The organism is Campylobacter concisus (genome assembly GCF_015229965.1).
Taxonomy (GTDB): Bacteria; Campylobacterota; Campylobacteria; order Campylobacterales; family Campylobacteraceae; genus Campylobacter_A; species Campylobacter_A concisus_BD.
The window spans coordinates 1-12,303 of sequence record NZ_JAAKZB010000004.1; the positions used below are offsets into that span (position 1 = coordinate 1).

Annotated in this window: 11 protein-coding genes and 1 pseudogene; all 12 read left to right on the top strand. The window is 37.5% G+C overall.

Annotated features, from left to right (window positions below):
• Positions 1-271 (top strand): annotated as a pseudogene (locus G6W43_RS02670) (type 4a pilus biogenesis protein PilO); the annotation flags it as partial.
• Entirely contained in the window at positions 271-681 is a 411-nt protein-coding gene (locus G6W43_RS02675) for a hypothetical protein (RefSeq protein WP_194169084.1), read from the top strand. The pseudogene G6W43_RS02670 and the gene G6W43_RS02675, both read left to right, overlap by 1 nt.
• Positions 659-2,185, top strand: a complete 1,527-nt coding sequence (mshL, locus tag G6W43_RS02680) for a pilus (MSHA type) biogenesis protein MshL (protein WP_193798103.1) — start codon at positions 659-661, stop codon at positions 2,183-2,185. The genes G6W43_RS02675 and mshL overlap by 23 nt, the downstream gene beginning before the upstream one ends.
• On the top strand, positions 2,178-3,005 hold the full coding sequence (locus tag G6W43_RS02685; RefSeq protein WP_103558079.1) for an ATP-binding protein: 828 nt from the start codon (positions 2,178-2,180) through the stop codon (positions 3,003-3,005). Before mshL ends, G6W43_RS02685 begins: the two co-directional genes overlap by 8 nt.
• The gene (locus tag G6W43_RS02690) at positions 2,998-3,873 is read left to right on the top strand and encodes a CDC27 family protein (protein WP_194169085.1); all 876 of its coding nucleotides are present in this window, start codon (positions 2,998-3,000) and stop codon (positions 3,871-3,873) included. Before G6W43_RS02685 ends, G6W43_RS02690 begins: the two co-directional genes overlap by 8 nt.
• Positions 3,870-4,409 (top strand): hypothetical protein, encoded by a 540-nt coding sequence (locus G6W43_RS02695; protein ID WP_009293846.1) that lies wholly within the window; start codon positions 3,870-3,872, stop codon positions 4,407-4,409. The genes G6W43_RS02690 and G6W43_RS02695 overlap by 4 nt, the downstream gene beginning before the upstream one ends.
• The gene (locus G6W43_RS02700) at positions 4,409-6,160 is read left to right on the top strand and encodes a GspE/PulE family protein (protein WP_194169086.1); all 1,752 of its coding nucleotides are present in this window, start codon (positions 4,409-4,411) and stop codon (positions 6,158-6,160) included. Before G6W43_RS02695 ends, G6W43_RS02700 begins: the two co-directional genes overlap by 1 nt.
• Positions 6,157-7,392: a type II secretion system F family protein gene (locus G6W43_RS02705; protein ID WP_012001751.1), complete on the top strand. Its 1,236-nt coding sequence runs from the start codon at positions 6,157-6,159 to the stop codon at positions 7,390-7,392. The genes G6W43_RS02700 and G6W43_RS02705 overlap by 4 nt, the downstream gene beginning before the upstream one ends.
• Before the next feature lie 27 nt (positions 7,393-7,419).
• A complete protein-coding gene (locus G6W43_RS02710) occupies positions 7,420-7,920 on the top strand; it encodes a PAS domain-containing protein (RefSeq protein WP_103597587.1) in 501 nt (166 codons plus the stop codon).
• Between the two features lie 493 nt (positions 7,921-8,413).
• The gene (locus tag G6W43_RS10845; RefSeq protein WP_374220071.1) at positions 8,414-9,178 is read left to right on the top strand and encodes a methyl-accepting chemotaxis protein; all 765 of its coding nucleotides are present in this window, start codon (positions 8,414-8,416) and stop codon (positions 9,176-9,178) included.
• A gap of 182 nt (positions 9,179-9,360) precedes the next feature.
• The gene (locus G6W43_RS02720) at positions 9,361-11,460 is read left to right on the top strand and encodes a TonB-dependent receptor domain-containing protein (protein WP_342672214.1); all 2,100 of its coding nucleotides are present in this window, start codon (positions 9,361-9,363) and stop codon (positions 11,458-11,460) included.
• Complete coding sequence (locus G6W43_RS02725; protein WP_194169087.1) at positions 11,454-12,281, top strand: alpha/beta hydrolase; 828 nt, start codon at positions 11,454-11,456, stop codon at positions 12,279-12,281. The genes G6W43_RS02720 and G6W43_RS02725 overlap by 7 nt, the downstream gene beginning before the upstream one ends.
• The last annotated feature ends 22 nt before the right edge of the window (positions 12,282-12,303 follow it).

Here is a 12,303-nt window from a genome sequence, read left to right on the forward strand (position 1 = left end):
CTATATAGATAGTATCGTGCTTTTGGCAAAACAAAATAATATAAAAATTTTAGAGCTTAAAAGTGATATAAAAGAGCCAAATTTCCAAAAGATAGAGCAAATTTTAAATATAGATGTCACTTGCCTTGGAAATTTTAAAGATATGCTTAGCTATATAAACGGACTTGAAGAGTCAAAACTCGTAGTAGATCTTCACAAGATGGATATAAATTCCACTCAAAAAGATCTAGGAGCTAAGCTCTCTATCTCTGTGTGGGGTATGAAGTACTGATGAAAAAATTTGGTTTATTTTTAATTTTAGCTCTTGGCCTATTTGGTAATGAGTTTGAAGGCGAGATGAAAAACTATGATGAAGTTTTTGTTAAGATAAAGGAGCAAAGAAAGGGGCTTAATAACGGTGAAATTTCTAGCTTGCAAGATCCTTTTAAGCTAAATTTGCCAGTTGCTCCAAAAGGCGATCAAAACACTACAAAATACTCTTCTGCAAGGGGGTTTATGCTAAAGGCTATTTTGCTAAATAAAGCAAATATAAATGGCAAGTGGTATAAAGTGGGAGATATGGTTGATGATTACAACATCACAAGCGTTCAAAATAGCAAGGTTATCATCGTAAAAGATGATGAAAAACAAGAACTAACTCTTAAAAATGGAAGTAAAAATGTTGGTATCAAAATTAAGTAAATTTATTATAACTGTGGCGTTAGCTTCATTTTTAGCTACCCCTATAATGGCAAAACCAAGCACATGCTTGAGCAAAAATTTTAGTATGAAGATCACAGACGATATAAGTCTTGGCGATGTTTTAAATCAGCTCTCTGAAATGTGTGATTTTAGTATCGTTGCAAAAGATGCTTATAGTAAAAAAGAGCTTGACGATAAAGTCTTTGGCGTAAATATAAGAAACATGAGTCTAAGCGAGGTCTTTGATCTACTTTTAAACGAGAAAAATTTAAGCTATGAGTTTTCAAATAATGTCTTAAAAATCTCATCGCTTCAAACAAAAATTTTTAAAATAGACTATATCACTTCTATCCGTGAGGGCACAGCTATCACAAAAGCTTCGGTTGATGCCTCTCCATCAGAGGTTGGCAATAGCTCAAGTAGCGATACTAGCTCAAATGATATAAAAAATGAAAACAACTTGATAAGAACAACTGAGAAATTTGACTTCTGGGAGAAGCTTGATGCTGAGCTAAAAGCCATCTTAAATAATAGCAGTGAGCACATCACGGCGCCAGATCCTATCATAAACCAAAATGCTGGACTTATCACGGTTACAGCTACCCCGTCACAGCTAAAACGCGTTGAAAAATATATAGCTGAGATGCAAAGAAGACTTAAAAAACAAGTCATCATCGATGTTTCTATCATCGCAGTTGATCTAAATAATGAGTATAAGCAAGGTGTTGATTGGAGTAAATTTGAGCTTGGATTTAACTCATATATAGGTAATTCAGGCACAAATGCAAGCTCAAGTGCAAGCTGGACAAACAAGGGCAATAGCTTAAGCGATGGCTTTGGACGCACGTTAAACATCGCTGCAAATTTAAACTTTAGCCTTGATGGTATGATAAATTTCCTTGAAACAAATGGTAAAACAAAGGTTGTTTCAAGTCCAAAAGTAACCACTCTAAATAACCAACAAGCGCTAATCTCTGTGGGCGATAATATAAACTACCGCGTGATGGAAGAGACAGATAATGGTAGCAACAATAACAATAACAACAGGCTTACAACAACTTATAAGCAATACTCTGTATTTATCGGTATCTTGTTAAATTTACTTCCAGAAGTTTCAGATAACAACAAGATCATGCTTCGCATCAACCCAAGCTTAAGCAGCTTTAAGTATGCAGAAGATGACATAAGATCGCAAAATACAGCCATTAGAGAGATCGCCCCTGATACAGTTCAGAAAAAACTCTCAACAGTCGTTCAGGTAAATAGTGGCGATACGATCATACTTGGCGGACTTATCGGACAGACTAAAAATAAGCAAAATACAGCTGTGCCACTTCTAGCTGACATACCTTTGATAGGAAGTGTCTTTAAAAGCACAAGAGATGGCGTAAAAACTACTGAGCTTATCTTTGTCATCACGCCAAGAGTTGTTGATCTTGAAGATCCAAAACCAGTTCAGCAGTCGCTAAAAGATCTAGGATTTTCTAAATCGATCTATGAGTAACGAAAATATTTATACGCATATAAAAGATGTTTTCATAGATGAAGACGAGAGTTTAAATTTCGTAAATTTAGACAACTCTATAAGCTGCTACAACAAGATAGTTTTAGCTCTAAAAAAGCCACTAAAACTCATCTTGTTTTATGGCAAGCCAGGTAGCGGCAAGACCTTTTTGCTAAACAAGATCGCAAATGATCTAAAAGAAGATAAAAGCCTCATCTTTTTTCCGCATCCATTTTTTAGCGAGGCGACATTTATCGAGGCACTTTGTGAGCAAATTTATGGAAAAAAGCTTGAAGATATAAACAACTTTGAGAGCTTTATAAAATTTTATTCAAAAGACTTTAGCAGTAAAGATGAAATTTTAAAAAATCAAATGACGGTTATCCTAGATGAAGCGCAGCTCTATCCGACTGAGCTTATCGAGAAGATAAGGCTTATGGCTGATACTAGGATGTTTAAATTTCTTTTTACGATACATAAAACTGAAAACGAAGATATTTTGGCGAAAGATTATTTTCAGACTAGAATTTGGGAGAGCATCGAGCTAAGTAGCGCTGATGTAAATGAGATCATCATATACTTGCAAAGAAAGCTTAGTCAAAAAAACTATGATAAATACCTTAAATTTGACAAAAAAGACTACGAGTGCGCCTACTCATTTTGCGGTGGAAATTTAAGAACGCTAAACAAGATCATGTATAAATTCTATGAAATTTGCGAATACTACGAGCAGTATCAGCCTTCAAAACTTAGCGGTGATAAGGCAAATATCATGATACTTACCATGGCTGCACTTGATGCGGGGCTAATCGATGCTTGAACCACAAGAAATTCAAAGACTAGAAAAGCTTTATGAGAGCTACAAGAAAAAAAATGGCGGTTTTTTACATAAAATTTTTAATGCCAAAAACTCTAAAATTTTAATCATCGAGCTTTTGCTTATCATCATTTTGCTGGCTGCGTTGATAGTTCTAAGTTTAGAAAAAGCTCCAAGTCTTGCTAATAAAAGCGATAAAGTTTTAACCAAAAATGCAACCACAGTAAAAATGGTAGAAAAAAATGAGACAAATGTAAGCGTTCTTAGTGAGCTAAAGCAAAAGAGCGAGGTTGCTAAGACTAAATTTGAAGAGGGTAAAAAGCAAGATGAGCTAGCTGATAAGATAGCTAAAAAGCTTGAAGAGGTTGTAAAGATAAACGAGACAAACGATACTTCAAAAAATGACCCAAAAAGGCAAAGAAGCTCACAAGGTTGGCTTAAGCTAAATATCCCTGATGAAGAGCCACTTAGCGAACAAAATGGTATAAACGGCATAAGCGTGCCACAAGATGAAGTGATAGATCTTGAGGCAAAACCAGCTAGAAAGCGTGTAAATATACAAGTGACTTCAGCATCAAATGAAGAGAGCGTGTTAAGAGAGCAGTTTTTAAAGACAAACAATCCAACTATCGCGCTCGAGCTTGCTAGATTAAATTTTAGAAATAATAATTTCAAAGAAGCTATAAAGTGGTCGCTTGCCGCGAACGATATAGATAATAGTTTAGAGGAGTCGTGGATCATCTTTGCAAAGTCAAAATATAAGCTAAAACAAAGCGATGACGCCGTCAAAGCTCTAAGGGAGTATAATAAAAACTTAAACAAAGCTTCGATAAATGAGCTTATAAATAAGATAAAAAGTGGAACATTATGAAATTTTTTGTTATTTTTTTGGTTTTTGTTTGTGAAGTTTTTGCCGTTAGTCTGACTGAGATAAGGGATGACTTTAACAGCGCAAACTATGCAAAAGTCTGCAATCAAAAGGTTGAGGAATTTTTAAAAACACAAAATAACGAAGAGCAAATTTCTATGTTTGGCATCGCTTGCATAAAGATGAACGATCTAAACAGGCTAGCAACTCCGATCGATAAGCTAGTAAAGAGCGAAAAATCAAGAGAAAATGCTGCCTATTTTGCTGACATCTTGTTTAAGAAAAAGCTCTTATTTCACGCTATGATAGATGGCGTTGATATAAGCTATATCAGGCTTCCAAAGAGTGATTATATACTTTCATTTTTGTTTGATAAATTTGTAAAAAAAGAGTATGTCGAAGAGCTTGGCACATTTATCTTTGAAGAGCCAAATTCTGACACAAGATATGAGATAAGCCCAACAAATGGACAAATACCAAAGCTAGTGCTTAAAATTTTTAAAAATAACGACCTGAAATCACAAATAGAGTATAGATAATGAAAAATGTAGAAAATGTAATCTTAAAAAATATAGAACAAAACGGCAAACTAAGCACATCAGACATAGAAAAGATAAAACAGATAAGCGAGCAAGAAGGTAAAGGTCTTGTTAAAATTTTAAGAGATGAAAATTTAATAAACGATGAAGATTTTATGGAAATTTTGTCTGATATTTATAGAAGAGGACATGTAAATATCGATGAAATTTCAAACGATCTTGAGCTTGATATAAAGGCTTTTGTTAAATTTATAAGCGAGAAATTTAAGGTTTTATACTTTGACCTTGATGATATCGACATCGACTACCGCATAAGCGAGAAGCTAAGCACCGCTCAGCTAAAAACATATAGCGCCATCCCAGTAAAAGAAGATGAGATAAGCGTATATGTCGCTTTTAAAAACCCATTTGACGTTATAGCTCAAGATAAGGTGCAAAATTTATTTAATAGAAAACTACTAAAAGTTGCCATCGCTCAGCCAACTCAGATAGAAAAATATATAAGCAAGCTAGCACTTAATGAGAGCATAAAAGATGTGATAACAGAGATCAGAAGAGAGCTTTCAAGCTCAGCTAGTCAAGGTCAAAACACTGAAAACTCTGGAATTTTAAAGCTAATAGAGATCATCTTAAAAACATCTATCCAAAGCAGAGCCAGCGACATCCACATCGAGCCGACCGAGACAAACTGCATCGTAAGAAGCAGGATCGATGGCATGCTAAGCGAGACATTTATATTTGATAAAGATATCTATCCGCCGATGGTTAGCCGTATGAAGCTACTATCAAACATGGACATCGCAGAGCGCCGCCGCCCACAAGATGGTAGATTTTCTGCTCAAATTTTAGACAAAGAGTATGATTTTCGTATCTCGACGCTACCTATCTTAAATGGCGAAAGTATAGTTTTAAGAATTCTTGATAAGTCAAAGGTCATTATAAATTTAGAAGATCTTGGCATGCATCCAGATAACTTTGCTAAATTTAAAAAGAGCATGAAAGCGCCTTATGGCATCATCCTAGTCACTGGTCCAACAGGATCAGGAAAGACAACAACACTTTACGGCGCGCTAAATGATATAAAAAGCGTAAAAACTAAGATCATCACAGTTGAAGATCCGGTCGAATACCAGCTAAATATGATCCAACAAGTGCATGTAAATGAAAAGGCTGGACTTACCTTTGTCTCAGCCCTTCGCTCTATCTTGAGGCAAGATCCAGACGTCATAATGATAGGCGAGATCAGGGATCAAGAGACGCTTCGCATAGCGATACAAGCGGCACTTACTGGTCACTTAGTTTTTTCTACACTTCACACAAACGACGCCATTAGCGCGCTTCCTCGTATGATAGATATGGGCATCGAGCCTTATCTAGTAAGCGGCGCGCTCGTTTGCATAGAGGCTCAAAGACTTGTTAGAAAGCTCTGCCCACACTGCAAACAAAAGATCACTCTATCTCAAAAGGCATTTGATGAGATTAAGAAATTTGTCCCTGAAAACTACCAGTTTTACAAAAGTGTCGGATGCCCACAATGCTCACAAACAGGATACTTGGGACGTGAGATGATAAGTGAAATTTTACCTATTAGTGACCATATAGCAAGCATGGTCGCAAATGGTGCTTCTAAAGATGAGCTTAAAAGCGTTGCTTACGAAGAGGGCTTTATAGATATGTTTCATGATGGCGTCATAAGAGCGGCAAATGGCATAACCACGCTTGAAGAAGTTTATAGGGTTGCTAAGATATGAAATACTTTGAGGTTGAGTACATCCAAAACGGCAAACGCCATAAGATGAGCCTAAGAGCGAACAATAAAAGTGAGATCAAAGACAAAGCAAATGTTACTGGCATGATCGTAAAGATCAAAGAGACGCAAACTTCTAGCATAAATAACTTTGAAAATTTACAAAACGTGATCGCAAAGGCTTTTACTAATCCAAAGGTGAAAATCCCAAATTTAGTAGCCACCATAAGGCAGCTTAGCGTTATGACAAATGCTGGAATTTCTATCCACGATAGCATTAAAGAGGTTGCAAACTCCACTGAGGATAAGCGCCTTAAATTTATATTTCAAACTATAGATGAGGAACTAAATCAAGGCTCAAGCCTCACAAATAGTATAGAAAATTTTAAAGAAGAGCTAGGCGACGTGACGCTAGCGATGATAAGACTAGGGGAAAGCACTGGTAATATGGCTGACGCGCTTGCAAAGCTCGCCTCTATCTTGCAAGAGGTCTGGGACAATCAGCAAAAATTTAAAAAAGCTATCCGCTATCCGATAACCGTCATCTGCGCGATCATCATCGCCTTTGTCATCCTTATGATACTTGTTGTGCCGCAGTTTAGAGAAATTTTCGAGCAGTTAAATGCAGAGCTGCCACTGCCAACTAAAATTTTGCTAAATATCGAATACGTCATGACAAACTACGGCTTTTATATCCTTGGAGCACTTGCATTTATCGGATATTTGCTTAGAAAATACTACCTTGAGAGTGAAGAATTTCAAGATAAGGTCGATAAATACCTTTTGAAAGTCTATCTCATCGGCAAGATCATATTTTATTCGAATATGAGCAGGTTTAACCTCATCTTTACAGAGCTTGTTCGAGCTGGTTTGCCTATAGCAGATGCCCTTGATACAGCTGTGATAACGGTTTCAAACAAGGATATCAAAAAGAAACTAAGCGGCGTTAAGATACTTGTTGGTAGGGGCGTTAGCCTAACGGAGGCTTTTAGAGATACAAATTTATATGAAAATATGCTCATACAGATGATAAGCGCTGGCGAGCAAAGCGGTAGCTTGGATGATATGACTGGAAAAGTAACTGACTATTACAGGATGAAATTTAACGATATTATTGATAACATCTCAAACTATATCGAGCCTATCTTGCTCGTTTTTATAGCAGGTATGGTGCTTTTACTAGCTCTTGGTATATTTTTGCCGATGTGGGATCTATCAAAAGCCGTTAAAAACTAAAATAATTAAAATCTTAAAGGAGAGAAGATGTCTGAAAACAAAGAACACATGGTCGAAGAGAGCGCCTTTTTGGTCTCAAAGACCGACTTAAAAGGACGTATTACATATTGTAACGAGCCATTTTTAAAGATAGTTGGAGCAAAGCAAGCTGAAGTCTTGGGTAAGCCTCACAACATCATAAGACACCCAGATATGCCAAGAGCTGTTTTTAAGCTACTTTGGGAGCGCATAAAAAATAAAGAAGAAATTTTTGCTTATGTTAAAAACAAAAGCTTTGATGGTGGATACTACTGGGTCTTTGCAAATATCACAACTTCGCTTGATGTACAAAATAATCCAGTTGGCTACTACTCAGTTAGACGCAAGCCAAATCCAAAGGCGATTGAGGTAATAGAGCCTATATATCAAAAGTTATTATCGGTAGAAAAGAGCGGTGGCATGGATGCTTCGATGAAATTTTTAACTGAATTTTTAAAAGAAAAAAATATAAGTTATGATGAATTTGTAAATAACCTACAAAGGCTATAATATGTTTGGAAAAAAACTTGACTCTATAAATGAAATTTTAAGCGTAGTAGGCTCAGCTAGAAACGGTATCTTAGAGCCTAGGATAGTAAATGTAAAAGAAAATGACCCACTTTATGAAGTAGCACTTGGTATAAATGACTTGCTTGATCAAGTTGAGGCACTTCAAAGAGAAATTTCAACCTCAATAGACGCTGCTCAAAGCGGACTAACATATAGAAATATCTTTACAGAGGGATTTCGCGGTATATTTAAACAAAATGCCATTTCTATGAGTAATGGCGTAACTGGCATAAAAGATAGTCACAAAAGTAAAGTAAGAGGTCTGCTTTCAAAAGAACTTGACACACTTGGCAATGGCAACGACGGCATAGAAGATGTTAGAAATGATCTAAATGAGAGTATCAAAAACCTTAGCCAAATGGCACTCATGGCAAAAGATACGGCTAGAATCGCCGAGGATACGACGCAAAGCATCAATGAGCTAAGCGTAAATATGAGCTCGCTTGAGGAGCTGATAGAGGGCTCAAGCCACGCTATAAGCACGCTAAATAGCAGAACAGACGACATCACTTCGGTTGTAAATTTGATAAAAGATATAGCTGAGCAGACAAATTTACTAGCTCTAAACGCAGCTATTGAAGCAGCACGTGCAGGCGAGCATGGACGTGGCTTTGCAGTTGTTGCTGATGAGGTTAGAAAACTAGCTGAAAACACTCAAAAAGCGACACATGAGATCGGCGTAAATATCCAAACACTTCAGCAAGAAGCCAAAGATATAGATGAAAACTCTAAAAAGATAGATGAAATTTCAAAGATCGCCACAGCAAATGTCGAAAATTTCAAACAAACTTTAGCTAGCTTTAACCAAAATGCAAAAGAGACAGCCCAAAGATCAAAATATGTAGAAGACAAGACCTTTGGCATCATCGCAAAGATAGCTATCATCGTCTATAAAGTGGGTGTTTATTCAGACACTGTAAATGAGCAAGGTTACGGCGATGATATAGCAAAAGACGCAGATGATCTTGTAGCGTGGTATGAAAACGAGTGCGCAAAGAGCTTTAGCCACACTAAAACATACGAGAAATCACGCCATTTGGTAGATGAGTTTAACAAAAACATCAAAGCCATCTTGACAGAAGCTGGCAAGGGCTATAACGAGAAAAATTTAAAACATTTTGTCACTGAGTTTAGAAAGCTCGAAGATCTTAGTAGAGAGATATTTAACTCATACAACGAAATGGTCGCCTCAAAATAACTTCAAATTTGCTAGACTCGCTTTGGGTCTAGCTCCTCTTAGATTGATTTAAATTTTATTTTCATAAATTTTTTCTGCATTGTTATTTAAAATTATGATAATTAATATTGTTTTTATGCTTGCTTTGTTAAATTTGCGTTTCGCTTTCATTATCAAAAATTAAATTTAACAAAAGGATATCCGTGAATAGATCAAAATTTATTGCAATTTGCCTTAGTGCTTGTGTATCGAATTCTCTCTATGCAGTAGAGAAAGAGAACAACGAAACTAAGCTAGATGGCGTCGTAGTAAGCGCGAGCGGCTTCTCGCAGCAGATCAAAGAAGCCCCTGCAAGCATCAGTGTGATAAGTGGCGATGAGCTAACAAAAGATAGCTTTACCTCACTTCACTCAATCGCGCAAAAAGTGCCAGGCGTAAATGTCGTCGGTGGCGAGGACGGAGCAGCTAGTGGCATCTCGATACGCGGCATGGAGAAGTCTCAAACGCTAGTTTTGATCGATGGCAAAAGAGTAAATTCAAGCAGCGCAAACCCAAAGGGCGGAGCAGGGGATATGAACTCAAATTTCATCCCACAAGCTGAAGCGATCGATCGTATAGAGATCATCCGCGGACCTATGAGCTCGCTTTATGGTAGCGACGCGGTTGGAGGCGTTATAAATATCATTACCAAAAAGGACTTTTCAAAATTTAGTGGCAACGTCGGCATCTCAACCACGATAAACGCGCATAAAGGCATAGGAGACGGCAGGCAGGGCGATTTTTATCTAAATTTACCTCTTTATAAAGAGCTTTTCGCGCTTCAGCTTTGGGGCTATAAAAAGCTAAGAGATGAGGATAATTACAAAGGTGGTTATCAAAAGAGCGATAAGAGAAATTTAAGCGCAAAACTTTGGATCACACCAGATGAACACAATAAATTTTTCATCCTTGGCTCAAACGAAAGGCACGACTACTCGCGCACTGTTGGCAAAACGGCTACCATAAAGACAAATAAGGTTTTAAACGCTTATGACTACGAGAAAAAGAGCTATGGTGTTGGCTATCTTGGTGAATTTGATAGCCTAAATGCCGATCTTAGTTACATTTATGATCAGACACAAAGAACGAGTCTTTTTGATAGTCTTACGCCAGCAAAAGTTAAAAATCACAACTTTAACTCCAAATTTACAACGTTTTTTGGCGCTCACGCACTAACTTTTGGCTATGACTTTCATAAGCAAAATGTAAATACAACATTTATCGTCTCAAATGCCTCAAAAAATGGGCTTAAAAATCCAAAAAGTTACTCGATGAGCGAGCATGCAGGATTTATCGAGGATGAGTGGCAAATTTTAGATGAGAAGCTGTTTTTAACGCTTGGTTCAAGACTCACGCACAACGAATTTTTTGGTAACCACCTCTCGCCAAGAGCCTACCTAGTCTATAACGCCACAGATACACTAAGCCTAAAAGGCGGCGTAGCGACTGGCTACAAAACCCCAGATGTCAATCAAATTTCTCCAGAAGTAGGCACTATCCAAGGTGGCTGGAGAATAGTTGATTTTGGCAACAAGGACCTAAAGCCAGAAAAGAGCACGACCTATGAAGTCGGAGCATATTATGACAATCAGGCTGATTTTAGAGGCTCGGTGACGCTTTTTAGAAATGAATTTAAAGATAAGATCCTAGATACCGACGGCAGTAAAAGAGTAAATGGAATTCCAGCTTTTGGCACTTGCACAAATGCACCAGACGTTACTTGCCCTGGCTGGGGAACTTACTTTAACATCGAGGGTGCGACCGTTTGGGGCGTGGAGCTAAGTGGCGACTATGACATCCTTTCAAATCTAAATTTAAGCTCAAACTACACCTATAATAAGTCAAAGATAAAAACTGGTGATCCAACGATAAACACGCCAAGAGGTCCTATGAAATTTAGCCAAACTGGGCTTAACAGACTTGATGGCAAAAGCCTAACAGCAACGCCAGAGCATGTATTTCACGCCACGCTTACATATAAGCCTGTAAAAAGCGTCAAGACATTTTTTGGCGCAAACTACGAGAGCAAGCTAACAAGCGTAAATTTCGGTGCTGGCAACAGAGTAAGAGAGAACACAAAAGACCTACTCACCTTCGATACAGGCGTCAGCTGGGACGCAAACAAGCACCTAACGCTTAGCCTAAATGCCTACAATATCTTTGATAAAGTAAGATACGATGAGGCGTTAGCAGACGACGGCAACTACTACTGGTATCCGCAAGAGGGCAGGAGATTTTGGTTTAAGGTCGCTGCAAAATGGTAAGAGCGTTTAAAATTTTGCTTTTTACGCTTGGTGTGACGCAAATTTTGCACGCAGGACCTAGCCAAACGCCTGAGCCACTTAGTCAAAAAGCTGCTAGTAAATTTGAAATTTCAACCTTTAAAATGAGCGCAAATGATGAAATTTATAAAATTTTCACAGCCAAGCTAAAGGGTCAAAATGAGTTTAAAAATGTGCTTTTCTTGCTTGATGCAAATGCCCAGTTTAACATGCTTTTAAATGAATTTGATGGCAAGGCTGCCCCGCTAATAATAGGCATAGGATATGACAGTAACAAAAGCTACGAAGTAGAAAAACGCACAAGAGATCTCACGCCAAAGGCGAAGGGCGAGGAGTTTAGCAAGGGTGGTGGCGCAGATGCGTTTTACCACTTTTTAACTAAAAATTTAGTGCCACTAATTGATGAGAAATTTAACGTGCAAAATAGCCAAAAGAGCCTTTATGGACACTCTTTTGGCGGCCTTTTTACACTTTATGCTTTGCTAAAAAATGATGGCGTATTTTCAAATTTCTTTATCGCTTCGCCATCTCTTTGGTGGGGCGAGTCTGAAATTTTAAAGCAAAATGTGAGCGAGGGTAAATTTAAAGAGAAAATAAGAGCTAAATTTGTCTTTCTTAGCGTTGGCGAGCTTGAAAAGAGAAAGGGCAAGACAGACAAAGCTGGCATTTTAAAGGCGAGCGATCTAGCCCAAATTTTAAAGCAAAGTGGCGTAAATTCTCACTTTGAGCTTTTTAAAAATGAGACGCACGGCAGCGTCATACCTCTAAATTTAAAAGAGCTTTTAAAATATCTGAAGGATTAAAAATTTAAGGCTATTTTTGTTA

Coding starts and splice junctions, on each gene's coding strand:
- G6W43_RS02675 (WP_194169084.1), top strand. CDS start 271: ATGAAAAAATTTGGTTTATTTTTAATTTTAGCTCTTGGCCTATTTGGT.
- mshL (WP_193798103.1), top strand. CDS start 659: ATGTTGGTATCAAAATTAAGTAAATTTATTATAACTGTGGCGTTAGCT.
- G6W43_RS02685 (WP_103558079.1), top strand. CDS start 2,178: ATGAGTAACGAAAATATTTATACGCATATAAAAGATGTTTTCATAGAT.
- G6W43_RS02690 (WP_194169085.1), top strand. CDS start 2,998: ATGCTTGAACCACAAGAAATTCAAAGACTAGAAAAGCTTTATGAGAGC.
- G6W43_RS02695 (WP_009293846.1), top strand. CDS start 3,870: ATGAAATTTTTTGTTATTTTTTTGGTTTTTGTTTGTGAAGTTTTTGCC.
- G6W43_RS02700 (WP_194169086.1), top strand. CDS start 4,409: ATGAAAAATGTAGAAAATGTAATCTTAAAAAATATAGAACAAAACGGC.
- G6W43_RS02705 (WP_012001751.1), top strand. CDS start 6,157: ATGAAATACTTTGAGGTTGAGTACATCCAAAACGGCAAACGCCATAAG.
- G6W43_RS02710 (WP_103597587.1), top strand. CDS start 7,420: ATGTCTGAAAACAAAGAACACATGGTCGAAGAGAGCGCCTTTTTGGTC.
- G6W43_RS10845 (WP_374220071.1), top strand. CDS start 8,414: ATGAGCTCGCTTGAGGAGCTGATAGAGGGCTCAAGCCACGCTATAAGC.
- G6W43_RS02725 (WP_194169087.1), top strand. CDS start 11,454: ATGGTAAGAGCGTTTAAAATTTTGCTTTTTACGCTTGGTGTGACGCAA.